Source organism: Micromonospora sp. Utrum1 (assembly GCF_057197805.1).
The window spans coordinates 1,845,705-1,867,715 of the sequence record NZ_CM170071.1 but is presented as its reverse complement, the minus strand read 5'-3'; the positions used below and the strand labels follow the sequence as shown (position 1 = coordinate 1,867,715).

Sequence of the window (22,011 nt, the reverse complement as noted above, 5' to 3'; positions counted from 1 at the left end):
CCGGCATCCGTGAGGGTGCCGGCCCCGGCCTGTCGCGACGCCGACGACGTGCCCCGGGAGTCGACGCATGCACGTATTCGATGATCCGACCAACTTCGACGCGTACGTGTCGGGTTTTCTCTGGATTCTCAAGCTCACCGGCGCCTCGGCCGTGTTCTCGCTGGTGCTCGGCGTGTTGCTCGCCGCGTTCCGGGTGTCACCGGTGCCGGTGCTGCGCGGCCTCGGCGCGGCGTGGGTCAACATCTTCCGCAACACGCCGCTCACGCTGATCATCTTTTTCTGCTACTTCGGCCTCTTCTCCACGCTCGGTCTGCGGCTGTCGGACGACCTGGACCTGAACAACTACTGGCTCGGGGTGGTCGGCCTGTCGGTCTACACCGCCGCGTTCGTCTGCGAGGCGGTCCGCTCCGGTGTCAACACCGTCCCGGCCGGTCAGGCGGAGGCGGCCCGCGCGATCGGACTGACCTTCTTCCAGACCCTGCGCATCGTGATCCTGCCGCAGGCCGGGCGGGCCGTGGTGGCCCCGCTGGGCAGCGTGCTCATCGCGCTGTACAAGAACGCCACGATCGTCGGCACCATCGGGCTGATGGAGTCGTCCAGCGTCATGAAGGATCTGATCAACAGCAACGGCGATGCCGTCATCCCGATCTTCCTGGTCTTCGCGGGCACGTTCGCCGTGATCCTGATCCCGACCGGCTACCTGTTCGGCTGGCTGGCCAACCGACTGGCGGTGAAGCGCTGATGAGCACCAGCTCCATTCTCTACGACCACCCGGGGCCGCGGGCCCGCGTCCGCAACCGCGTGCTAAGCATCGTCTTCGGCGTCGCCCTGCTTGCGCTGCTGTGGTGGCTCTACAGCAAGTTCGACCAGGCCGGCCAGTGGGAGGGCCGGCTGTGGAAGCCCTTCACCGAGCCGAAGACCTGGACCCAGTTCATCCTGCCGGCGTTGCTGCAGACGCTGTATGCCGCGGCCACCGGCATGGTGCTCTCGCTGGCCTTCGGCATCGTCTTCGCGGTCGGGCGGCTCTCCGACCACTGGTGGCTTCGGATCCCGGCCGGCGTGGTGGTGGAGTTCTTCCGGGCCGTGCCGTTGCTGCTGATGATCTTCTTCATCTTCTACGGCGTGCCGTTCCTCATTCAGGGGCCGGTCTCGGCGTTCTGGTCGGTGGTCGTCGGCCTCACCCTGTACAACGGGTCGGTGCTGGCCGAGGCGTTCCGCGCCGGCATCCGCTCCATCCCGGGTGGCCAGTCCGAGGCCGGCTACGCGGTGGGCATGCGCAAGGGCCAGGTGATGGGGCTGATCCTGGTGCCGCAGGCCGCCCGGGCCATGCTGCCGGTGATCGTCAGCCAGCTCGTCGTGCTGCTCAAGGACACCGCGCTCGGCTACATCGTGGCCTTCCCCGAGCTGCTGCAGCGGGGCGTCAACGACCTCTCGGCCAACTACGGCAACGTGGTCGCCGCCGCGATGGTGGCGGCCGCCATCTTCATCGTGATCAACTCACTGCTCACCGCGCTGGCCGGGTGGCTGGACCGGCGTACCCGGCGGCGGGGCTTCCGGATCCCGAGGCAGACCGCGGCGCCGGACTCGACCCCGGCCGGTGGCGCCACCGTGGCGGAGCCGCAGGGCTGACCGTCCGCCCGTCCACACGACGAAGCCCTGTCACCTCGCGGAGGTGGCAGGGCTTCGTCGTGACGCCGGCCCCGGTCAGCGGGCGATCTCGGTGACCCGGGACTCGCGGACCACGGTCACCCGGATCTGACCGGGGTAGGTCAGCTCCTCCTCGATCTGCTTGGCCACGTCCCGGGCCAGGACCGCCGCGCCGATGTCGTCCACGTCCTCCGGCTTGACCATCACCCGGATCTCCCGGCCCGCCTGCATGGCGAAGACCTTGTCGACGCCGAGCTTGCCGGCCGCGATCTCCTCGATCCGCTCCAGCCGCTTGACGTACGCCTCCAGGCTCTCCCGCCGTGCGCCCGGCCGCCCACCCGAGCAGGCGTCCGACGCCTGGGTGAGCACCGCCTCGATGGTCTGCGGCGGCACCTCGTTGTGGTGCGCCTCGATGGCGTGCACCACCTCCTCGCTCTCCCCGTACTTGCGGGCCAGGTCGGCGCCGATGATGGCGTGGCTGCCCTCCACCTCATGGGTGAGCGCCTTGCCGATGTCGTGCAGGAACGCGCACCGCTTGATGGTCGGCACGTCCAGCCGCAGCTCGGCGGCCATGATGCCGGCGATGTGCGCGGTCTCGACCAGGTGCTTGAGCACGTTCTGCCCGTAGGACGTCCGGTAGCGCAGCCGGCCGAGCAGGGTGACCAGCTCCGGGTGGATCTCGGTGATGCCGACCTCGACCAGGGCGTCCTCGGCGGCCCGGTGGCAGAGCTCCTCCACCTCGTGCCGGGCCAGGTCGTAGACCTCCTCGATCCGGTGCGGGTGGATCCGGCCGTCCAGCACCAGCTTCTCGAGCGTGAGCCGGCCGACCTCCCGGCGCACCGGGTCGAAGCAGGAGAGCAGGACCGCCTCGGGGGTGTCGTCGATGATCAGGTTGACCCCGGTGACCGACTCGAAGGCGCGGATGTTGCGGCCCTCCCGGCCGATGATCCGCCCCTTCATCTCGTCCCCGGGCAGGTGCAGGACGCTGACCACGCTCTCCGCGGTCTGCTCGCTGGCCACCCGCTGGATGGCGTCGACCACGATGTGCCGCGCCCGCTGCTCGGCGGTGCCGCGCGCGTCGGCCTCGATCTCCCGGACCAGCAGCGCGGCCTCCCGCTTGGCCTGCCCCTCGATCGACTCGACCAGCTCGGCCCGGGCCGTGTCGGCGGTCAGTCCGGCGACCCGCTCCAGCTCGCGGCGGCGCTGCTCCTCCGCCTCGGCGAGCGCCTGCTCCCGCTCCACCAGGCCGGCCTCCCGGGCGGCGAGCGCGGCGCTGGCGGCGGTGAGCTGCCGCTCCCGCTCGGCGAGCCGCTCCACCTCCTCGGTGTGCAGCCGCTCCCGCTCGTCCATCCGGGCCGCCCGCCGCTCGACCTCCGCGGCCTGCTCCCGGGTGGTCGCGGCGAGCACCGCCACCTCCCGCTCGCCGCTGCGCCGGGCCGTGGCGCGAAGCTGCTCGGCGTCGGCCTCGGCCTGCTTGTGCGCCCGCTCCAGCACCGTGTCGGCCTCGGCCCGGGCGTCGTCGAGCACCCGCCGGGCCTCGGCCCGGGCCGCCTTCGCCTCGGCCTTGGCGGCGGCTGCCTCGGTCCGGGCCGCGGCGGCGGCGGACTTCGCCACGTCGATCGTGCTGTTCGCCTCGTCGGCGGCGTTGCGCAGGGCCGCCAGGGACTGCTCCTGCCGGTCCTTCTCGGCGATGAAGGCCGGATCCTCGGGGGCGGGCGCGAGACTGAGCCGGCGCACGGTACGCACGCCGAACAGGACGGCACCGACCACCACCACGACGAGCAGCAGGACCACCGCGAGGATGACGACGTCGAAGGCGCTCATCCGGCCGCTCCGAGCCGGGGCGTGCCCACTCCGGCCTGGCCCGGGCAGCCGCCCGGCGAAGAGCGGCCGGCAGCACGTGGAAGACCGCCGGTGATCCTGTGCCGCCCCGCCATGGCCGCCTCCCCTGAACGTCGGCGCCGCAGGCGGCGTGCGGGTGAGCACGCACCTGCGACTCTGGACGCCCGACCGGAGCGGCTGGCTGTGGGTAGCTTTCCGTCGGCGGTGCCCACGTCGGGGCATCGCCGGCGGCCGGTTGCAGTTGTCGGGTCGGCTCCGGACCGGCCGTCCGGAGCTTGCCGTCAAAGGCCGGTGAAGCTGGCCAAAGTGATGCTGTTCTGTTACGAGATCTATGTTGTGCGCTTAGCCTGCGCTGGTCGGGCAAAGTGAGCCTGTATGGCGAGGCTAGGTCGCCAGGGGCCGTTCGGTCAAGAACTCATGATCAAACCACCCGGACGGAGAGAAGTTGGAGGATCACGCAGCGCTGTCCAGATGCCGGACACGGACGGACAAATTTCACCCTTCAGGGCCGCCTCCGTCACCTTCCCGACCTGCTCAGAGCCACGACGCGACCGTCACCGGGGCCGCTGCGGGGCGTGCCGTCACCGCCGCCGGCGGGCCGACAACTTTCACAAGGGTGATTCGCGTTGCACCCCGCCGATCGCTCGCTCGGTTCTCTCCTGCCGGCTACGAACTTGATGACGTGAACGACTCACCGCGCGCCGGCACGCTCCGCTCGGCCGTGCGTGACGGATCTTGGAGAGTTGCTGTTCGTCACGGACAGCAACTGTCCAAGATCTCGAAGCGGCGAAGGGCAGGCGGAGGTTCAGTGGGCGCCGAGGGTGCGGGCCGCCCGCACCAGCGCCACGTTGTCCGGTGCGGCGTAGCCGTCCGGCAGCACCTGGGTGTCCTCCAGGCCGATCCGGGTGTCCAGGCCACGGCGTACCGCCTCGGCGAGCACCGGCCAGGTCGCCGGGCCCTCGCCGTGCAGCAGCACCGGCGGGCGGGCGGCGGGTAGCGCCGCGAGGATGGCGGCGGCGTCGGCGAGGGCCACGTCGACCTGTTCGGCCAGGCACTCGACGAGGACCCGGCCGGTCGGCGCGGGCCAGCGGCGCCAGGCGTCGACCGCCGCCACGGTCCAGAGGCCGGCCTCGACCAGGACGCCCCGCTCGTGCAGGGCGGCCGCCACGGCGGCCGCGCCGGGTTCGTGGGCGTTGACCGAGGCGAAGTCGGGCAGCACCGCCCAGGCGCGTACGGCGGCGACCCGGTCGGCGGGCTCGGGGGCGATCCAGGCGCCGGTGCTCACCCCGACGGGCAGGCCCGGCCGAGCGGCCCGGATCGCGGTCACCGCCGCGGCGATCACGGCCGGGTCGAGTGACTCGGCGCCGGCGGCGTCGCGCGGGTGCACGTGCACCGCCGCCGCCCCGGCCGCCGCACACCGGACCGCCTCGGCCGCCAACTGCTCCGGCGTCACCGGCACCGCCGGATGCTCCTCCCGCCGCCGCCCGCCGTTCAGGCACGCCTTCAACACCGCACACCTCCCCAGGAATCGACCATGACCAGGCAGCCCGGCGCGCACCTCATGATCGCGAGACCGGCCGGGGTCAGTCGAGGGGACGGGCGGCGGGGTCGAGGTCGTTCTCGGCGTCGGCCAAGGCGTCGGCGTCGATGTGCTCGGCGAACTCGGCCGCCTCGGCGCTCTGCGCGGCCAGCGCGTCCTTGACGGCGCGGATGGCCACGCCGGCCGGGTAGCCCTTGCGGGCCAGCATGCCGACCAGGCGACGGAACACCGCGTCGGGCTCGCCCCGGGACGAGCGCAGCTTCCGCTCCACCAGGGCCCGGGCGGTCTCCGCCTCGGTCTCCTCGTCGAGCTCGTCGAGGGCCTCGCTGGCCACCTCGCCGTCGACGCCGCGCTGGCGCAGCTCGTTGGCGAGTGCCCGGCGGGCCAGCCCGCGGCCGGTGTGCCGGCTGCTCACCCAGGCCCGGGCGAAGGCGGCGTCGTCCACGAGGCCGACCTCGTCGTAGCGGTCGAGGACCTGCTCGGCGACCTCCTCGGAGATGCCTCGCTTCGCCAGGGCGCCGGCCAGCTCGGCCCGGGTACGCGGCCGGACCGCGAGCTGCCGCAGGCAGATCTCCCGCGCCAGTTCGGCCTCGTCGCGAGGCGGCGCGGGAGGCGCCTCGGCATCGGGCTCCTCGGCCCGGCCCCGGCGACCGCGGCGCGGCCGGGGTGGAGTGGTGGCGTCACCCGTGCGGGGCGGGCTGGCGTCCCAGCCCCGCCCCGTACGAGCGCGTCGTCCTGCCACGGGTCAGCCGGGGATCAGAAGTCGACCGGCGGCAGCTCCGGGCCGCCGGCGGCGTCGCCCGCGCCGGTGCCGACGCCGAGCTTCTCCAGGATCTTCTTCTCGATCTCGGCCGCCACGTCCGGGTTCTCCCGGAGGAACTCGCGGGCCTTCTCCTTGCCCTGGCCGAGCTGGTCACCGTCGTAGGTGTACCAGGCGCCGGACTTGCGGATGATCGCCTGCTCCACGCCGACGTCGATCAGCGAGCCCTCGCGGGAGATGCCCTTGCCGTACATGATGTCGAACTCGGCCTGCTTGAACGGCGCGGCGACCTTGTTCTTCACAACCTTGACCCGGGTGCGGTTACCGACCACGTCGGTGCCGTCCTTGAGGCTCTCGATGCGGCGCACGTCGAGCCGGACCGAGGCGTAGAACTTCAGCGCCCGACCACCGGTGGTGGTCTCCGGGCTGCCGAACATCACGCCGATCTTCTCGCGGAGCTGGTTGATGAAGATCGCCGTGGTGCCGGTGTTGTTGAGCACACCGGTGATCTTCCGGAGCGCCTGGCTCATCAGCCGGGCCTGGAGACCCACGTGGCTGTCGCCCATCTCGCCCTCGATCTCGGCGCGCGGCACCAGGGCCGCGACCGAGTCGATCACGATGATGTCGATCGCGCCGGAGCGGACCAGCATGTCGGCGATCTCCAGCGCCTGCTCGCCGGTGTCCGGCTGGGAGACCAGCAGGGCGTCGGTGTCGACGCCGAGGGCCTTCGCGTATTCCGGGTCGAGCGCGTGCTCGGCGTCGATGAAGGCTGCGATGCCGCCGGCCCGCTGCGCGTTGGCCACCGCGTGCAGGGCCACCGTGGTCTTACCGCTGGACTCGGGACCGTAGATCTCGACGACCCGGCCGCGCGGCAGACCGCCCACGCCGAGCGCCACGTCGAGCGCGATGGAGCTGGTCGGGATGACCGCCGTCTGGACGACGGGCCGCTCTCCCAGCCGCATCACCGAACCCTTGCCGAACTGCTTGTCGATCTGAGCGAGAGCAAGGTCGAGTGCCTTCTCCCGGTCGGGCCCTGCCGCCATCGTTGCCACCCCTGCCTTCGCCGGCGTCTTTCCTGAGCTTCGCGTCACGCGGACACGCTAGGCGCTGGGTCCGACAGAAAACCAGCCGACGGGCCGCGAGCTGTGGACGAGCACCCCGCTGTGGACAATAGCCGAACAGGTGTACGACTCGACAAGCGACACGCGGAACCGGCGAAAAGGCTGCTCAGCGTAGTCGCGCGGGTACCCGGTCGGGATACGCGGCGACGACCGCGCGCCACACCACGTGCGTCTCCTCACCCGCCGCGAAGGCCTGCTGGATGGTCCGCCCGCCGAGCTGGGGCAGCACCTGGTCGCTGGCCATGCTGGCCGCGTAGCCCGGCCCGAACGCCTCCTCCAGCCGCGCCCAGAAGTCGGTCAGCCGCACGTGTCACTCCTCCTCGTCGGGCAGGTCGTCCGAAGGACGCCGGAGCTCGTCCGGCTCCGCGACCGGCGCCGGACGCAACGCTAGCGCCACCAGTGGCACCACCGCGATCGCCGACAGCAGGGTCAGCGTCGGATAACCCACGGCCCGCATGACAAACCCGCTCGCCGCCGCCGCGGCCGCCCCGGCCAGCCCCATGACCAGGTCGGAGAGGCCCTGCACGCCGGGCCGGTCGGCGGTGGGCACCGACTCGGACAGCAGGGTGGAGCCGGCCACCATGGTGCCCGACCAGCCCAGCCCGAGCAGGGCCAGGCCCACCGAGAGCAGCGGGGTGTGGTGCCCGGCGGTGCCGGCGACCGCGCACGCGGCCAGCAGCAGGGCCACGCCGCCGAGGATCACCGGACGCCGGCCCAGCCGGTCGGTGAGCCAGCCGACCAGCGGGGAGAGCGCGTACATGCCGGCGATGTGCAGGCTGAGCACGATGCCGACCACCCGCAGCACGTCCGCGTCGGCGTGCGACTCGCCGAGGCGTACCGGGGTCATCGACATCACGGCGACCATCACCAGGTGGCCCATGGCCACCGCGGCGATGCCGAGGCGGGCGGCGGGCCGCTCGCGTGCCGTGCGCCAGGCCGACCGCATGCCCGCGCGGCGCCGGGCCGTCCCACCCGGCGCCGCGACCGGGTCGGCCGGGGTCTCGGCCGCCGCCAGCCGGCGGGCGGTGAGGAGCGGGTCGGGCCGGAGCAACCCCGCCAGTACGACGGCGGCCAGCACGAACGCGGCGGCGCTGAAGGCGAACGGGCCGGCCAGCGCCGGCAGGCCCCAGCCGCGGGTGGTGGCGTCGGCGAGCGCGGCGAAGTTCGGCGCGGCCACCGCGCCGATGGTGGTGGCCCAGACGACCAGCGAGAGCTGGCGCCCCCGGCGGGCCGGCTCGGCCAGGTCCACGGCCGTGTAGCGGGCCTGGAGGTTGGCCGCGGTCCCGCCGCCGAAGAGCAGCATGCCGACGAAGAGCAGCGGCACCAGGTGCAGCACGGTGGAGACCACCACGAGCACGCCCCCGACGGCCCCGACCAGGTACGCGGTGACCAGCCCCGGCCGCCGGCCGCGGGCCGCCATGATCCGGGTGACCGGCACGGCGAGCAGCGCGGCGCCGACCACCCCGGCGCTCTGCGCCACCCCGGCCAGGGCGGTGCCCGCGACCCGGGCGGCGAGCAGCGCGCCGACCGAGATGCCGATGGTGACGCCGATGCCGCCGATGATCTGGGTGAGGAAGAGCAGCCGGACGGTGCGCCGCTGGATCGGGGCGACGTCGAGCCGGCTCGGCGCGGGCGTGGTCAGGTCGGTGGCCATGGCGGGTGCTCCTGGGGGTAAGGGGTGACCCATCCTCCCGCACCCGACCGGGTCGCCGGGACCCCGTTCAGCTACAGGCCGAGTCCCCGACCGATGATCTCCTTCATGATCTCGGTGGTGCCGCCGTAGATGGTCTGCACCCGGCTGTCCAGCCAGGCCTTCGCCACCGGGTACTCCAGCATGAAGCCGTAGCCGCCGTGCAGCTGCACGCAGCGGTCGGCCACCTTGTTCTGCAGCTCGGTGGTCCACCACTTGGCCTTCGCCGCGTCGGTCACCGAGAGCCGGCCGGCGTTGTACTCGGCCACGCAGTGGTTGACGAAGGTCCGCGCGATGGTGACCTCGGTGTCCAGCTCGGCCAGGAGAAAGCGGTTGTGCTGGAACCGCCCGATCGGCCGGCCGAACGCCTCCCGCGAACGGGCGTAGTCGAGGGTGATCGCGAGCAGCTTCTCCGCCGCCGCCACCGCGGCGACCGCGATGCTCAGCCGCTCCCGGGGCAGGTTGGCCATCAGGTGGTAGAAGCCGTGGTTCTCGGTGCCGATCAGGTTCTCCGCCGGCACCCGGCAGTCGTCGAAGAACAATTCGGCGGTGTCGTTGGCCTTCAGGCCGACCTTGGCCAGCCGCCGGCCCCGGCCGAAGCCGGGCGTGCCGGTCTCCACCACGATCAGGCTCACCCCGTGCGCGCCCTGGTCGGGGGCGGTCTTGGCGACCACCACCACGAGGTCGGCCAGCTCGCCGTTGGTGATGAACGTCTTCTGCCCGTTGAGCACCCAGCTGTCGCCGTCGCGGACCGCGCTCGTACGGATGCCGGCCAGGTCGCTGCCCGCGCCCGGCTCGCTCATCGCGATCGCGGTGACCAGGTCGCCGGAGCAGAAGCCCGGCAGCCAGCGCTTGCGCTGGTCGTCGGTGGTCAGCTCGGTCAGGTACGGGGCCACCACGTCGTTGTGCAGCCCGAAGCCCAGCCCGGTGCAACCGGCCGCGATGATCTCCTCGTCGAGCACCGCGTTGAACCGGAAGTCGCGCTGCCCGCCGCCGCCGTGCTCCGGGTCCACGTCCATGCCGAGCAGCCCGGCCGCGCCCGCCCGGCGCCACACCTCCCGGTCGACGATCCCGTCGGCCTCCCAGCGCTCGTGGTGCGGCACGGCCTCCCGGGCGAGGAACTGACGGCACAGGTCCCGGAACTCTTCGTGAACGGGCTCGTAGAGATGCTGCTCCATGGCGGCCAGTCTGGCACCGCCCACCCCCGCTGCCCAGGGGCGAATCCTGCTCAGCTCCACCAGGTGGCGTCGGCGACCGGGACGAAGCCGAGCGAGTCGTAGAGCGGGCGGCCGGCGCGCGCCGCGGTGAGCGTCATCGGCACCTCGCCGAGCCGGCCGAGGACGCCGTGCAGCAGGTTCCGCCCCACGCCCCGGGAGCGGTGCTCGGGCAGGCTGGTCATCCAGTACAGGCCGACGCTTTCGTCCCGCACGGTCAGGCAGGCGCCGGCCGCCGCGCCGCCCGAGTGGATCAGGAAGAACCCCACCTCGGGCCGGTCCAGCAGGGCGGCCGGGAACGCCTCGCCGGGACGGCGCGGTTGCAGCGGCTCCAGGGGGAAGCCGCGCACCACGACGTCCTCGGCCACGTCGAGCTGGTCGGGGCGCTCGACCGGAGTGACCGGCAGGGACGGGTCGGGCACCGGCGCCGGGCGCCGGACCAGCACCGGCAGACTGCTCGGGGTGAGGCCGAGGTCGGTGAGATCCACGGAGGCGTACTGGTCCTCGACGGTGACCGGGCCGACCCGCCGGCGGACCAGGTCGGCCAGCGCGGCCCGGTCGTCGGGGGCCGGGTCCGGGGTGCGCAGCAGGATCCGCAGCCCGGTGCGTCGGCCGCCGGTCACCGCGAGGAAGCCGGGCCGGCGCAGCAGCGCGTGGCCCCGGGCCTCGGCGAGGGCGGTCCAGAGCGCGGCGGCGTTGCGCACGGACCGGTCAAGATCAGCGGCGGTCATGCCGCGACGCTACGGCCCGGGCCGCCCGCCGCGCAGGTCCATTCCGCCGCCGTCGCACTGGTCCAAAGCCCCGGGGTACGCCAGCATGGCGGGATGAGCACGCTGACCGGGAAGCAGATCGCCGACGCCGCGCTGGACGGGTGGACCTACCTGCTCGGCGCCCTGCACACCCGCATCCGTACGCCGAACTTCGCCGCCGGACTGTCGCTGGTGGACGCCATCGGCGCCGAGGCCGAACGGCGGGACCACCATCCCGACCTGGACCTGCGCTACACCCACGTCGACGTGCGGCTCTGGTCGCACGACGCGCGCGGCGTCACCGACCGCGACGTCCGGCTGGCCCGGGCCATCTCGGCGCTCGCCGCCGAGGCCGGCCTGTCCCCGGCGCACGCCGGCGTCGCCCGGCTCGAACTCGCCCTGGACAGCCCGGATTTCGCCGCCGTACTGCCGTTCTGGCGGGCGGTGCTGGCCGTGGAGCACCTGGCCGGGCCCGGGTTCGGTGACGAGCTGCGCGATCCGGCCGGCGCGCTGCCCACCGTGTGGTTCCAGGAGTCCGGCCGCGACGAGCCCCGCCAGCGCTGGCATCCGGACGTGTGGGTGGACCCGGCGGAGGTGGGGCCGCGGATCGAGGCGGCGCTGGCCGCCGGCGGAACGCTGGTCAGTGACGAGGCGGCGCCGCACTTCTGGGTGCTCGCCGACTCCGACGGCAACCGGGTCTGCCTCTGCACCTGGCAGGGGCGCGACTAACCGCCTCAGCGCAGCGCCCGGCCGGCCACCTTCAGGTCCTTGACCAGCCCCTCGTACGCGACGTCGTGGTTGTCGGCGCGGAGCACCGCGGAGGGGTGGATGGTGGCCAGCAGCCGGGCCTCCGGGGCGTCGGCGACCTTGCCGGCGCTGTCCACCGGGACCCGGGCGAAGTCCTCCGGGTGCTGCGCGGCGGCCGGCCACGGCAGCAGCTCGCCGCGCTGCTTGGTCACCCGGAACGTCGGGCCGAGCAGCGCCTTGGCGGCGGTGGCGCCGAGCACCACCACGATCTCCGGGTGCAGCCGGGCGAACTCGGCCACCAGCCAGGGCCGGCAGGCGGTGATGTGCACCCGGTCCGGCGTCTGGTGGATCCGCCGCTTGCCGCGCAGCTCGAAGCGGAAGTGCTTGACGGCGTTGGTGAGGTAGATGTGGCCGGGGTCGATGCCGGCGTCGTCCACCGCCTTGCGCAGCAGCCGGCCGGCCGGGCCGACGAACGGCAGCCCCTTCTGGTCCTCCATGTCGCCGGGCTGCTCCCCGACGAAGACCACCCGGGCGCTCTCGTCGCCCCGGCCGAACACGGTCTGCGAGGCGTCCCGGTAGAGCTCGCAGCCCCGGCAGCCGACCGCGGCGGCGCGCAGCTCGTCGATGGTGTCCGCCTGCGGCGGGATGAACTTCTGGGCTCCGGGGGCGCTCTCGGTCTCGGCCATGCCAGCTTTATATACCGGTTTCGACACCGACGCCGGATGCGCCCGGGACCCGGGTCAGTATCCGGAGCCGCCGCCGCCACCGCCGCGCGAGGCCAGCGCGATCGCGATGATCACCAGGATGATCACCACCACCGCCACGCCGATCCAGAGACCGGTCCGGGACCTGTTCGAAGCCATGCCACTCACCTCCGGGCCGCGGTTACCCGCCGGCGGCCCGGACATGCGGCGGTTCAGGTGGTGAAGCCGGCCGGCGCCGGCCGGACCGCCCGGGCCACCGCGTCGGCGAGCGGGCCGAGGTCGGCCTCGTCGAGCGAACTCACGGTGATCCGCACGCCGGGCGCGGCGGCGATCCGGTTCAGCGCGCCGGGGGCCACCGACCAGCCGGCGTCCCGCAGGGCGGTGACCGCGACCGTCTCGTCGGGCACCGGCACCCAGACGTTGATCCCGGTCCGTCCGTGGGCGGCCAGGCCCCGCGCCGCCAGGGCGTCGACCAGCCCGTCGCGCCGCCGCTCGTAGCTCTCTGCCGCGCCGCGTACCAGGTCGGCGGTGGCCGGGTCGCGCCAGAGCGCCAGGACCAGGCGTTGCAGCACGGTGGAGACCCAGCCGGCGCCGACCCGGGCCCGGCCGGCCACCCGGGCCACGGTGGCCTCGTCGCCGGCGAGCACCGCGAGCCGCAGGTCCGGGCCGTAGGGCTTGCTCACCGACCGGACGAAGGCCCACGCCGGGGTCGCCCCGGCGAGCGGGTGCAGGGGTACGCGGGCCAGCTCGGCGGCGTGGTCGTCCTCGATCAGCAGCAGGTCGGACCGGCCGGCGAGGAGCGTACGCAGCTCGGCGGCCCGGTCGGCGGAGACCGCGGCGCCGGTGGGGTTCTGGGCCCGGCTGGTGACGATCAGCGCGCGGGTGCCGGCGGCCAGCGCGGCGCGGACGCCCGGCGCGGTGGGGCCCTCGTCGTCCACCGGCACCCCGATGGCGCGCAGCCCGAGCGCGGCGAGCAGGTCGAGCAGGTTGGCCCAGCCGGGGTCCTCGACGGCGACCGCGTCGCCGGGGCGCAGGTGGGCGGCGAGCAGGCGTTCGATGCCGTCGAGCGCGCCACCGGTCACGGTGATCTCGTCGGCCGGCACCCCGTCGGCGGCGAGCCGGTCCCGGGCGGCGGCGGCCAGTTCGGGCAGGACGGCGGCCGCCGCGTATCCGCCGGGCACGCCGAGCTGGGCGGCGAGTTCGGCGAGGTGCGGACCGAGCGGCGGCAGCAGGCGGCCGTCGGGCTCACCGGCGGAGAGGTTGCGCGTGCCGGGCAGCGGCCGGGGCATCAGCGCGGACCGGCGGGTGGCCACCGGCGGGCGGGGACGCACCCGGGTGCCGTGCCGGCCAGCGGTGGCCACCAGGCCACGCTGCCGCAGCTCCTGGTACGCCTTCGCGACGGTGGCCGGACTGACGCCCAGCTCGGCGGCGAGGGCGCGGACCGCGGGGAGGGCGTCGCCCGGGGCGAGGTCACCGGCCCGGATGCCGGTCTCCACGCACGCCGAAATCGCCGCCGACGAGGAGCCGCTGATCTGATAACGTGCTGCCACAGTTTGGTGATTGTACTGGAACAAAGGTGGGATGTCGCATGTACCCCCCGACCGAACGGACCACCGCCACCCGCATGCGGGGCCGGATGAGCTACGACGAGGCCGCCGCGCACGCCGTCCTCGACGAGGCGTACCACTGCACGCTCGGGTTCACCGTGGACGGCGAGCCGCGACTGCTGCCCACCCTGCACGTCCGCGTCGGCGACACCCTCTACCTGCACGGCTCCACCGGCAGCCGGCCGCTGCTCGCCGCCCGCGACGACGCCGGGCTGCCCATCTGCGTCGCGGTGACCCACCTCGACGGGCTGGTCTTCGCCCGTTCGCAGTTCAACCACAGCGCCAACTACCGGTCCGTGGTCGCCCATGGCACCGCCCGCCTGGTCACCGACGAGCGGGAGAAGCTCGCCGTGCTGACGGCGTTGGTCGAGAAGGTGGCCGCCGGCCGCAGCACCGACAGCCGGCCGCCGAGCCGCCGGGAGCTGGCCGAGACGGCCGTGCTGGCGCTGCCGCTGCGCGAGGTGTCGGTCCGCGCCCGGGCCGCCGGGGTCAACGACGAGCCGGCCGACCACGAGCTGCCGTACTGGGCCGGGGTGGTGCCGCTGCGGGTCACCAGAGGGCTGCCCGAGCCGGACGCCGGGGTGGCCGCGCCGGTGCCGGCGTACCTGCGGCCGGCCCCGTCACCCTGGCTGGAGCCGGTGGTGCTGCGCGGCGCGCACGTCGTGCTGGAGCCCCTCGACCAGTCCCACGCCGAGGAGCTGTACGCGGCCCTCGACGACGAGGAGGTCTGGCGGTACGTCGGCACGCCGCGCCCGGCCGGCGTCGAGGAGATGGCGGACCACGTCCGGGCCTCGCTCGACGCCCACCGGCGCGGGGTGCGGATGCCCTGGGTGCAGCGCTGCGCGGTGACCGGCGCGGTGGTCGGCACCACCTCCTACTACCAGCCCGACCCCGAGCTGCGGACCGTCGAGATCGGCTACACCCAGCTCGGCCGGCCCTGGTGGCGCACCGGGATCAACACCGAGGCGAAGCTGCTGCTGCTCACCCGGGCGTTCGAGGAGCTGGACGCGATCCGGGTCACCTGGCAGACCAGCTCCCTCAACGAGCGCTCGCAGCGGGCCATCGAACGGCTCGGCGCGGTCCGGGAGGGGACGCTGCGGTCCAACCGCCGGCGCGCCGACGGCACCTGGCGGGAGTCCGCGCTCTACTCGATGCTCGCGGAGGAGTGGCCAAACGCACAGGTCAGGCTGCGGGAACGGCTTCGCCCCGCGGTGCCCGCGGCGTCATGATGACCGGCGTGCTGGGGATCACCGACATCTGGACGTACGTGCTGGGCACCGTGGCGATCGTGCTGCTGCCCGGGCCGAACTCGCTCTTCGTGCTCTCCACGGCGGCCCGCCGTGGGGTGGCGGCCGGTTACCGGGCCGCCGGAGGCGTGTTCGTCGGCGACTCGGTGCTGATGATCCTCTCCGCCGCCGGGGTGGCGTCGCTGCTCAAGGCGTACCCGGCGCTCTTCCTGGTGGTCAAGTACGCCGGCGCCGCGTACCTCGCGTGGTTGGGGCTGGGCATGCTGCGCGGCGCCTGGCGGCGCTGGCGCGACCGCAACGACCCCGCGACGCCGCGGCTCATCGACGCGGCGGAGCCGGCGGCCGTGCGCGACCCGTTCCGGCGGGCGCTGGTGATCAGCCTGCTCAACCCGAAGGCGATCCTCTTCTTCATCTCCTTCTTCATCCAGTTCGTCGACCCCGGCTACGCCTGGCCGGCGCTGTCGTTCCTGCTGCTCGGGCTGATCGCGCAGGTGACCAGCGCGCTCTACCTGACCGCGCTGATCCTCACCGGCACCTTCCTGGCCGCCCAGTTCCACCGCCGGCGGCGGCTCGCCGCCACCGGCACCACGGCCATCGCCGTGCTGTTCCTCGGCTTCAGCCTGAAGCTGGCCACCGCCTCGGTCTGACCCGTCGCCTTCTCACTGCCTCGGGGTGGCGGCGGCCGGCGTCAGGTGCCGTCGCCGCCGCCACCACCGCCACCGACGCCCGCGCCCCCGGCGGTGCCGCCGAGGCCGTAGCCGGGCGCGACCGGCTCGTCGGGGTGGCGGCTGACGTGCGCGGATTCGCTGATCCGGGCGGACCAGTCGGCGTGCGCGGCGGCCGCGGCGTGCCGGTCGATGGCGTGCCGCAGCCAGCCGTCCACCGTGGCGACCCAGTCCCGCCGGTCCGCTCCCGCGTGCCAGGCCCGGAACCGGCTGATGCTCTGGTGGGTGATCCCGGCCAGGGAGAGCCGGCGGTCCATCCAGAGCAGCACCTCCAGCCCCGCCGCGTTGGTCACGAAGATCACCTCCAGCTCGGTGATCGGGCCGGCGTAGAGCGGGGCGACCCAGTAACCCAACCGCTGGTGGAACGGCAGCCCCTGCTCCACGCCGGGCAGCCGCCCGTGCTGGAGCCCGGCCTGCCGCATCACGAAGCCCAGGGTTTCCAGCGCGGCCAGGACGTGCTGCTGGGTCGGGATCGGATGGACGAAGACCGGCACCATGGCGCCCTGGTCCAGGTCCGGGTCGACCGACACCTCGGTACGCAGCCCGGTGCGCAGGCTCATCAGCGGCACCCCGCCGAAGATGGTCACCGGCGTCTCCCAGGGCAGCGGGATCGCGAAGTCCACCGCCCGCCGCCGCTCCGCCGGCACCACGAACCGGCCGGCGATCGGCACCTGGTGGTACTGCACCAGCCGGCGGGGTGACTCCGGATCCTCCGGCTCGACCTGGGCGACGAGCCCGAGCCGGATGTGCCGGACGGCGACGTCGGTGCCGCCGGCGGCCAGGGTGACGCGGCCGGGGAGGCGCAGGCCGGGGCGGGTGCTCGGGTTGGGCAACGTGGTGCTCACCGACAGCCCGGTCCACACGGACTCCGACGACACCCCGGTCAACCGCATGCGGCGGGCATTCCCGCTGCCCGCGGCGGCATGCGCCGGCCGTGGCGGGTCCGCCCGGATCCGGGTGCGTCCGTTGTTGCCGGAGCGACAACAGACGCACCCGAAGAGAGGCCAGCGCGTCAGCGCAGGCGGCGGCCTCGCGGCACCGGGTCGGTCTCGTCGTCGAACTCGCCGATGACCTCCTCGAGGAGGTCCTCCAGCGCGACGAAACCGATCGGCCGGGTCGGGCCGCCGCCGTTGCGGACCAGCGCCAGCTGGGCCTGGCGGCCGCGCATGGCGGCCACCGCCTCGGTGACCGACGCCTCGCCGGGCAGGGTGAACGCCGGGGTCATCAGCTCCTCGGCGGTCGCGGGCCGGCCGGTGGTGACCGCGCGGACCGCCTCGCGGACGTGGACGAGGCCGCAGACCTCGCCGCCGGCGTCGACCACGGCCAGCCGGGACCGGCCGCTGTCGCGGGAGACGTGCTCGATCCGGTCGGCGGTGTCGTTCCGGCGTACCGTGACGATCCGGTCGAACGGCTCCATCACCTGCGCCACGGTGGTGCCCTGCAGCTCCAGCATGCTGGTCAGCATCTGATGCTGCTCCGCGCCGAGCAGCCCGTGTTCGCGGGACTGCTCCAGCAGGATGCGCAGCTCGTCCGGGCCGTGCGCCTGGGCGAGCTGGTCCTGCTGGCGGACGCCGACCAGCCGCAGCACGGCGTTGGCCAGCGCGTTGAGCGCGGAGAGCACCGGGCGGGCGACCCGGGCGAAGGCCCGGAACGGCAGCGCCAGCAGCATGGCCGAACGTTCCGCGTCGGTGATCGCCCAGGACTTCGGCGCCATCTCGCCGACCACCAGGTGCAGGAAGGTCACCAGGGCCAGGGCGAAGAGCAACCCGACCAGGTGACTGACCGCGTCGGGCAGCCCGACCGTGTGCAGCAGCGGGCTCAGCAGGTGCTCGAGGGCCGGCTCGGCCAGCGCGCCGAGCCCCAGGGTGCACAGGGTGATGCCGAGCTGGGCGCCGGCCAGCATGAGGCTCAGCTCGCGGACGCCGTCCAGCGCCGCGCGGGCCGCCCGGCCGCCGCCGACGGCCATCTGTTCCAGGCGGTACCGCTTCGCTGCGACCAGCGCGAACTCGGCCGCCACGAAGAAGCCGTTCAGCGCCAGGAGCACCGCGGAGAAGAAGAGCGCGAACCCCGGGCTCATGCCGCCTCCTCCCGGTGCACGCCGGCCGTCGTCCGGAGCCGGACGGAGTCCGCCACGTGCCGGTCCACGGCGAGCACCTCGACCAGAGCGCGCGGCTCGTCCGGCTCGTCGCCGTCGACGGCCAGGGCGATCTCCAGCCGGTCGCCGACCTCCGGCACCCGGCCCAGCTCCCGCATGACCAGGCCGGAGAGGGTGTCGTACTCGGGGGCCTCGGGCAGCGCGATGCCGGTGCTGTCGGCGACCTCGTCGATCCGCCAGCGGGCGGGCACCACCCAGGAGCCGTCATCCTGCCGGGCCGGGGCCCGCTCCGGCGGGTCGTCCTCGTCGCGGATCGGCCCGACCAGCTCCTCGGCGATGTCCTCCAGCGTGATCACGCCGGCGAAGCCGCCGTACTCGTCGACCACGCAGGCGAGCTGGCGGTGCCCGACCCGGAGGCGGTCCAGCACCGTCGGCAGCGGCAGCGTCTCCGGCACCAGCAACGGGGGTACGGCGACCGCGGCGACCCGGGTGGTCGCCCGCTCGGCCGGCGGCACCCCGAGCACGTCGGCGATGCCGACCACGCCGACCAGGTCGTCGACGCCCTCGGCGCCGCGCACCGGGAACCGGGAGTGGCCGGTGTCGAGCAGCTCGACGACCCGGCTGACCGGCTCGTCGGCCCGTACGGTGTGCACGTCGACCCGGGGGACCATGGCCTCCCCGGCCGTGAGCTCCCGGAAGTCGAGCCCCCGGTCCAGCAGGTCGGACATCGCGGCGTCGAGGCGCCCCTCCTCCCGGGACTCGGCGATGATCTGCTCCAGGTCCTCCGGGGTGGCGCCGCTGGGCAGCTCCTCGATCGGTTCGATGCCGGCCCGGCGGAGCAGCCGCACGGCGGCCCGGTCGAAGAGGGTGATCACCGGTCCGAAGATCCGCAGGTACATGAGGGTGGACCCGGCCAGCGCCCGGGCGAGCGGCTCGGCGCGGACGATGGCCAGGTTCTTCGGGGCCAGCTCACCGAGGACCATCTGCACCACGGTGGCGATGAGCAGGGCGAGCGCCACCGACAGCGGCAGCGCCACCCCGCTGGAGACGCCGGCGAGGCCGAGCAGGTCGGCCAGCCCGGCGCCCAGGTACGGCTCGGCGGCGTAACCGACCAGCAGGGCGGTCACGGTGATGCCGAGCTGGGCGCCGGAGAGCATGAACGAGAGCCGGCCGGTCACCTCGAGGGCCCGGGCGGCGGCCTGGTCGCCACCGTCGGCGAGCTGCTTGAGCTTGCCCCGGTCCACGGCGACGTAACCGAACTCCTGGGCCACGAAGTAACCGGTGGCGGCAGTGAGCACGATGATGAGAACAAGGCCGACGAGGATCAGCACGGGAGGTTCAGGGCTCCCGGGGCCGTCGGGTCCAGAGATTGCCGGGCACGACCCGGCTGGCTACTGCTGCCCTCCTGGGCAGAGGAGTCGATCATGTGGCCATTTTATCGGGGGCGGCTGGACGTTCGCTGAGGGTGCCGGAAGCCTCCCCGCTGTCCGGTTCACCGCCCGGCCAGCTCGTCGGCGTCCAGCAGTTTCCGGTCGATCCGCCCCGAGCGGTAGGCGGAACGCCCGATCATCTGCGCGGCGACCGGCGCGGTGGCCAGCTGGAAGACCGCCACCAGCGCGATCATGCCCAGGTCCGACACCGAACGCAGGCGCAGCGCCAGGCCGGCCAGGAGCAGCAGCACCCCGAGCACCTGCGGCTTGGTGGCGGCGTGCATCCGGCCCAGCACGTCCGGGAAGCGCAGCACGCCGATCCCGGCGACCAGGCTGAGCAGCGCCCCGCCCAGCAGGCAGGCGCCGCCGAGCCAGTCGGCGACGGTCCCGATCATGGGATGCCGCCCGTCGTTCGCGGGCGCCGGGCGCTCATGTTTCCTCCCGGACGGCGAAGCGGACCAGGGACACCGAGCCGACGAAGCCGAGCAGGGAGAGCACCACCAGCACGGGCAGCGTGGTGGCGTGCCCGTTGACCGCCGCCTCCGCGCCCACCGCGCCGAGCATGGTGGAGAGCAGCAGGTCGGCGGCGACGACCCGGTCGAGCAGGGACGGGCCGCGGTAGATCCGGGCCAGGGCGAGCAGCGCGGTGACCGAGAGCAGCACGGTCAGCGCGACGGCGAGGAGCGCGGTCACGGGTGGTTCCTCCGATCGACGGGTTCGGGACTGAGCCGGCGTACCTCCGCGGCGGAGCCGACGGCGCGGACGATGCGCCGTTCGACGGCGAGGACCCGCTCCCGGCTGCCGGTCAGGTCCTCCGGGCCGCGGACGTCGAGGACGTGCACGTAGAGCACCCCCCGGTCGCGGTCCACCTCGAGGATCAGGGTCCCCGGCACCAGGGAGATCACCTCGGCGGTGAGGGCCAGGTTGAGGTCGGTGCGGACCCGCAGCGGCACCGCGATGATCGCGCCGCGCGGGCGGTAGCCGGGGCGCAGCGCGACGGCGGCGACGTGCAGGCTGGCGCTGACCAGCTCGCCGACGAAGGTGACCGCGAGGACCAGCAGCGGGCCGGGGCGCAGCCGCCCGCCGAAGGTGACCGGCGGGAGCGGGAAGAAGAGCAGCACGGCCGCGCCGATCACCAGGCCGGCGAGCAGGTTGCCCCAGGACAGGTCACCCCAGAGCAGCAGCCAGATGGCGACCAGCCAGCCCAGCGCCACGGCCTGGTCGCGCCGCCGCCCGCCCCGGCCCACGGCGGGCGGGAGGGCTTCGGGCGCCAGGTGGGCCGCCGACGGGTCACCGGTCGGCTCTCCGTCGCCGGCCGCCCGGCCCGGGGGCAGGTCGTCGGTCACGGCACGTCCACCGGCAGGACCGAACGGATGTACGGGGTGCGCTGGCGCAGGTCGGTGGCGGCGTCCGTGGTGACCCGGAACAACGGCCCGGCGGCCAGGGTGAGCACCAGGCCGAGCAGCACCAGGGCGGCGGTGGCCCCGACCATCAGCCCGGGCAGCCGCACGGCCGGGCCGGCGGTGGCCAGCCGGGGCGCCCGCCAGAACGCGATGTTCCACACCCGGGAGGCGGCGTAGAGGGTGAGCAGGCTGGTCAGGGCGCCCGCCCCGACCAGCACGGCGGGCAGCGTCCCGCCGGCCGCCACCCCGGCCTGGAGCAGGCCGAGCTTGCCGAGGAAACCGGAGAACGGCGGGATGCCGGCCAGGTTCATGGCCGGGACGAAGAAGAGCACGGCGAGCAGCGGGGCGATCCGGGCCAGCCCGCCGAGCCGGCGCAGGTCGGTGCTGCCGGCGCGCTCCTCGACCAGGCCGGCGACCAGGAAGAGGGTGGTCTGGATGGTGATGTGGTGCACCACGTAGAAGATCGCCCCGGCCAGGCCGGCGATGCTGCTCAACGCCACCCCGAAGATCATGTAGCCGATGTGGCTGACCAGGGTGAACGAGAAGAGCCGCTTCATGTCGGACTGGGCCGCCGCGCCGAGGATGCCGACCACCATGGTCAGGCCGGCCACCACCATGAGCAGGCCGGAGACCTGGCCGCCGGGGAAGAGCAGGGTCTCGGTGCGGATGATCGCGTACACGCCGACCTTGGTGAGCAGGCCGGCGAAGACCGCGGTGACCGGGGCGGGCGCGGTCGGGTAGCTGTCCGGCAGCCAGGCGGAGACCGGGAACACCGCGGCCTTGATGCCGAAGGCCAGCAGCAGGGTGAGCTGCAACGCCAGGCGTACGCCGGACGGCAGGGCGTCCAGCCGGCCGGCGAGCTGCGCCATGTTGACGGTGCCGGTGGCCGCGTACACCAGCCCCATCGCGGCCAGGAAGATCATCGACGACAGGATGCTGACCACCACGTACGTCGAGCCGGTGCGGATCCGGGTCTCGGTTCCGCCGAGGGTGATCAGCACGAAGCTCGCGGCCAGCAGGATCTCGAAGCCGACGAAGAGGTTGAACAGGTCCCCGGCGAGGAACGCGTTGGTCACGCCGGCGGTGAGCACCAGGTAGGTGGGGTGGTAGATGCTCACCGGCGCGGTCTCGCCGGTCTCCCCCCGCCCCTGGCCGATCGAGTAGAGCAGCACGCAGAGGGTGACCGCCGAGGAGACCACCAGCATCAGCGCGGCCAACTGGTCGGCGACCAGCACGATGCCGACCGGCGCCGGCCAGCCGCCCACCCGGACCACGACCGGCCCGTGCCGGTACGCCTCGACCAGCAGCACCACCGCCACCACCAGGGTGGTGGTCAGTCCGATCACGCTGACCGAGCGCTGCAACCCGGGCCGGTTGGCCAGGATCAGGGTGAGGGCCGCGCCGAGCAGCGGCACCACCACCGGCAGCGGCACCAGGCCGGTCATGCGCCCGTCCCCGTTCCCGACCGCGGGGCTCGCGGCACCGGCGCG

The 22,011-nt window shown here is 73.8% G+C and carries 23 protein-coding genes; 5 read left to right on the top strand and 18 right to left on the bottom strand.

Translation table 11 applies throughout. The annotated features are described in order from the left end of the window. Positions 1-67: 67 nt before the first annotated feature. Positions 68-742 carry an amino acid ABC transporter permease gene (locus AC0OLQ_RS09160; RefSeq protein ID WP_484530971.1) on the top strand — a complete coding sequence of 225 codons (675 nt, stop codon included), beginning with the start codon at positions 68-70 and terminating at the stop codon, positions 740-742. Then, the gene (locus AC0OLQ_RS09155; RefSeq protein WP_484530970.1) at positions 742-1,629 is read left to right on the top strand and encodes an amino acid ABC transporter permease; all 888 of its coding nucleotides are present in this window, start codon (positions 742-744) and stop codon (positions 1,627-1,629) included. Before AC0OLQ_RS09160 ends, AC0OLQ_RS09155 begins: the two co-directional genes overlap by 1 nt. Before the next feature lie 75 nt (positions 1,630-1,704). Here AC0OLQ_RS09155 and rny read toward each other — a convergent pair whose 3' ends face one another. The 8 genes from rny to AC0OLQ_RS09115 form a co-directional block, all read right to left on the bottom strand. Beyond that, positions 1,705-3,471, bottom strand: a complete 1,767-nt coding sequence (gene rny / locus AC0OLQ_RS09150) for a ribonuclease Y (RefSeq protein ID WP_484530969.1) — start codon at positions 3,469-3,471, stop codon at positions 1,705-1,707. Between the two features lie 823 nt (positions 3,472-4,294). After that, positions 4,295-4,999: a 3-keto-5-aminohexanoate cleavage protein gene (locus tag AC0OLQ_RS09145; protein ID WP_484530968.1), complete on the bottom strand. Its 705-nt coding sequence runs from the start codon at positions 4,997-4,999 to the stop codon at positions 4,295-4,297. 73 nt (positions 5,000-5,072) lie between these two features. Next, a complete protein-coding gene (locus AC0OLQ_RS09140) occupies positions 5,073-5,771 on the bottom strand; it encodes a regulatory protein RecX (RefSeq protein WP_484530967.1) in 699 nt (232 codons plus the stop codon). A 14-nt stretch (positions 5,772-5,785) separates the two neighbouring features. Continuing rightward, positions 5,786-6,832, bottom strand: coding sequence for a recombinase RecA (gene recA / locus AC0OLQ_RS09135; protein WP_091269420.1), 1,047 nt, complete (start codon positions 6,830-6,832; stop codon positions 5,786-5,788). 184 nt (positions 6,833-7,016) lie between these two features. Next, a complete protein-coding gene (locus AC0OLQ_RS09130) occupies positions 7,017-7,217 on the bottom strand; it encodes a DUF3046 domain-containing protein (protein WP_484530966.1) in 201 nt (66 codons plus the stop codon). Between the two features lie 3 nt (positions 7,218-7,220). Beyond that, positions 7,221-8,564, bottom strand: coding sequence for an MFS transporter (locus AC0OLQ_RS09125; RefSeq protein WP_484530965.1), 1,344 nt, complete (start codon positions 8,562-8,564; stop codon positions 7,221-7,223). A gap of 71 nt (positions 8,565-8,635) precedes the next feature. After that, on the bottom strand, positions 8,636-9,778 hold the full coding sequence (locus AC0OLQ_RS09120) for an acyl-CoA dehydrogenase family protein (RefSeq protein ID WP_484530964.1): 1,143 nt from the start codon (positions 9,776-9,778) through the stop codon (positions 8,636-8,638). A gap of 50 nt (positions 9,779-9,828) precedes the next feature. Beyond that, a complete protein-coding gene (locus AC0OLQ_RS09115) occupies positions 9,829-10,545 on the bottom strand; it encodes a GNAT family N-acetyltransferase (RefSeq protein ID WP_484530963.1) in 717 nt (238 codons plus the stop codon). Between the two features lie 93 nt (positions 10,546-10,638). On the opposite strand from AC0OLQ_RS09115, the gene AC0OLQ_RS09110 reads away from it, so the two are divergent. Beyond that, the gene (locus AC0OLQ_RS09110) at positions 10,639-11,292 is read left to right on the top strand and encodes a 4a-hydroxytetrahydrobiopterin dehydratase (protein ID WP_484530962.1); all 654 of its coding nucleotides are present in this window, start codon (positions 10,639-10,641) and stop codon (positions 11,290-11,292) included. A gap of 5 nt (positions 11,293-11,297) precedes the next feature. Here AC0OLQ_RS09110 and AC0OLQ_RS09105 read toward each other — a convergent pair whose 3' ends face one another. From AC0OLQ_RS09105 to AC0OLQ_RS09095, 3 genes are read right to left on the bottom strand one after another with little or no spacing between them, the layout of a single operon-like run. After that, positions 11,298-11,996 (bottom strand): UdgX family uracil-DNA binding protein, encoded by a 699-nt coding sequence (locus tag AC0OLQ_RS09105; RefSeq protein ID WP_484530961.1) that lies wholly within the window; start codon positions 11,994-11,996, stop codon positions 11,298-11,300. 54 nt (positions 11,997-12,050) lie between these two features. Further along, positions 12,051-12,173: a hypothetical protein gene (locus AC0OLQ_RS09100; RefSeq protein ID WP_484530960.1), complete on the bottom strand. Its 123-nt coding sequence runs from the start codon at positions 12,171-12,173 to the stop codon at positions 12,051-12,053. Positions 12,174-12,226: 53 nt separating this feature from the next. Further along, positions 12,227-13,564 carry an aminotransferase class I/II-fold pyridoxal phosphate-dependent enzyme gene (locus AC0OLQ_RS09095; RefSeq protein WP_484530959.1) on the bottom strand — a complete coding sequence of 446 codons (1,338 nt, stop codon included), beginning with the start codon at positions 13,562-13,564 and terminating at the stop codon, positions 12,227-12,229. 38 nt (positions 13,565-13,602) lie between these two features. Here AC0OLQ_RS09095 and AC0OLQ_RS09090 point away from each other — a divergent pair, with 38 nt between their 5' ends. Next, positions 13,603-14,850, top strand: coding sequence for a bifunctional pyridoxamine 5'-phosphate oxidase family protein/GNAT family N-acetyltransferase (locus AC0OLQ_RS09090; protein WP_484530958.1), 1,248 nt, complete (start codon positions 13,603-13,605; stop codon positions 14,848-14,850). Beyond that, positions 14,847-15,515, top strand: a complete 669-nt coding sequence (gene leuE / locus AC0OLQ_RS09085) for a leucine efflux protein LeuE (RefSeq protein WP_484530957.1) — start codon at positions 14,847-14,849, stop codon at positions 15,513-15,515. Before AC0OLQ_RS09090 ends, leuE begins: the two co-directional genes overlap by 4 nt. A 41-nt stretch (positions 15,516-15,556) precedes the next feature. Here leuE and AC0OLQ_RS09080 read toward each other — a convergent pair whose 3' ends face one another. The 7 genes from AC0OLQ_RS09080 to AC0OLQ_RS09050 all read right to left on the bottom strand — a co-directional run bounded on the left by AC0OLQ_RS09080 (position 15,557) and on the right by AC0OLQ_RS09050 (position 21,966). After that, on the bottom strand, positions 15,557-16,486 hold the full coding sequence (locus AC0OLQ_RS09080) for a sporulation protein (protein ID WP_357339738.1): 930 nt from the start codon (positions 16,484-16,486) through the stop codon (positions 15,557-15,559). A 119-nt stretch (positions 16,487-16,605) separates the two neighbouring features. Further along, a complete protein-coding gene (locus AC0OLQ_RS09075) occupies positions 16,606-17,670 on the bottom strand; it encodes a hemolysin family protein (protein WP_357339740.1) in 1,065 nt (354 codons plus the stop codon). Further along, the gene (locus AC0OLQ_RS09070) at positions 17,667-19,019 is read right to left on the bottom strand and encodes a hemolysin family protein (RefSeq protein WP_357339742.1); all 1,353 of its coding nucleotides are present in this window, start codon (positions 19,017-19,019) and stop codon (positions 17,667-17,669) included. Before AC0OLQ_RS09070 ends, AC0OLQ_RS09075 begins: the two co-directional genes overlap by 4 nt. A gap of 161 nt (positions 19,020-19,180) precedes the next feature. Then, positions 19,181-19,513: a monovalent cation/H(+) antiporter subunit G gene (gene mnhG / locus AC0OLQ_RS09065; protein ID WP_484530956.1), complete on the bottom strand. Its 333-nt coding sequence runs from the start codon at positions 19,511-19,513 to the stop codon at positions 19,181-19,183. Positions 19,514-19,547: 34 nt separating this feature from the next. Then, positions 19,548-19,811 carry an MrpF/PhaF family protein gene (locus AC0OLQ_RS09060; protein ID WP_357339747.1) on the bottom strand — a complete coding sequence of 88 codons (264 nt, stop codon included), beginning with the start codon at positions 19,809-19,811 and terminating at the stop codon, positions 19,548-19,550. Next, positions 19,808-20,464 carry a Na+/H+ antiporter subunit E gene (locus AC0OLQ_RS09055; RefSeq protein ID WP_357339749.1) on the bottom strand — a complete coding sequence of 219 codons (657 nt, stop codon included), beginning with the start codon at positions 20,462-20,464 and terminating at the stop codon, positions 19,808-19,810. Before AC0OLQ_RS09055 ends, AC0OLQ_RS09060 begins: the two co-directional genes overlap by 4 nt. Next, positions 20,461-21,966, bottom strand: coding sequence for a Na+/H+ antiporter subunit D (locus tag AC0OLQ_RS09050; RefSeq protein WP_484530955.1), 1,506 nt, complete (start codon positions 21,964-21,966; stop codon positions 20,461-20,463). Before AC0OLQ_RS09050 ends, AC0OLQ_RS09055 begins: the two co-directional genes overlap by 4 nt. Between the last annotated feature and the right edge of the window lie 45 nt (positions 21,967-22,011).

Excerpts from the sequence above, each read along its gene's own strand:
- AC0OLQ_RS09090 (WP_484530958.1), top strand. The coding sequence starts at position 13,603 with ATGTACCCCCCGACCGAACGGACCACCGCCACCCGCATGCGGGGCCGG.
- AC0OLQ_RS09100 (WP_484530960.1), bottom strand. The coding sequence starts at position 12,173 with ATGGCTTCGAACAGGTCCCGGACCGGTCTCTGGATCGGCGTGGCGGTG.
- AC0OLQ_RS09080 (WP_357339738.1), bottom strand. The coding sequence starts at position 16,486 with ATGCGGTTGACCGGGGTGTCGTCGGAGTCCGTGTGGACCGGGCTGTCG.
- AC0OLQ_RS09050 (WP_484530955.1), bottom strand. The coding sequence starts at position 21,966 with ATGACCGGCCTGGTGCCGCTGCCGGTGGTGGTGCCGCTGCTCGGCGCG.
- recA (WP_091269420.1), bottom strand. The coding sequence starts at position 6,832 with ATGGCGGCAGGGCCCGACCGGGAGAAGGCACTCGACCTTGCTCTCGCT.
- mnhG (WP_484530956.1), bottom strand. The coding sequence starts at position 19,513 with ATGATCGGGACCGTCGCCGACTGGCTCGGCGGCGCCTGCCTGCTGGGC.
- AC0OLQ_RS09075 (WP_357339740.1), bottom strand. The coding sequence starts at position 17,670 with ATGAGCCCGGGGTTCGCGCTCTTCTTCTCCGCGGTGCTCCTGGCGCTG.
- AC0OLQ_RS09160 (WP_484530971.1), top strand. The coding sequence starts at position 68 with ATGCACGTATTCGATGATCCGACCAACTTCGACGCGTACGTGTCGGGT.
- leuE (WP_484530957.1), top strand. The coding sequence starts at position 14,847 with ATGATGACCGGCGTGCTGGGGATCACCGACATCTGGACGTACGTGCTG.
- AC0OLQ_RS09110 (WP_484530962.1), top strand. The coding sequence starts at position 10,639 with ATGAGCACGCTGACCGGGAAGCAGATCGCCGACGCCGCGCTGGACGGG.
- AC0OLQ_RS09105 (WP_484530961.1), bottom strand. The coding sequence starts at position 11,996 with ATGGCCGAGACCGAGAGCGCCCCCGGAGCCCAGAAGTTCATCCCGCCG.
- rny (WP_484530969.1), bottom strand. The coding sequence starts at position 3,471 with ATGAGCGCCTTCGACGTCGTCATCCTCGCGGTGGTCCTGCTGCTCGTC.
- AC0OLQ_RS09120 (WP_484530964.1), bottom strand. The coding sequence starts at position 9,778 with ATGGAGCAGCATCTCTACGAGCCCGTTCACGAAGAGTTCCGGGACCTG.
- AC0OLQ_RS09125 (WP_484530965.1), bottom strand. The coding sequence starts at position 8,564 with ATGGCCACCGACCTGACCACGCCCGCGCCGAGCCGGCTCGACGTCGCC.
- AC0OLQ_RS09115 (WP_484530963.1), bottom strand. The coding sequence starts at position 10,545 with ATGACCGCCGCTGATCTTGACCGGTCCGTGCGCAACGCCGCCGCGCTC.
- AC0OLQ_RS09155 (WP_484530970.1), top strand. The coding sequence starts at position 742 with ATGAGCACCAGCTCCATTCTCTACGACCACCCGGGGCCGCGGGCCCGC.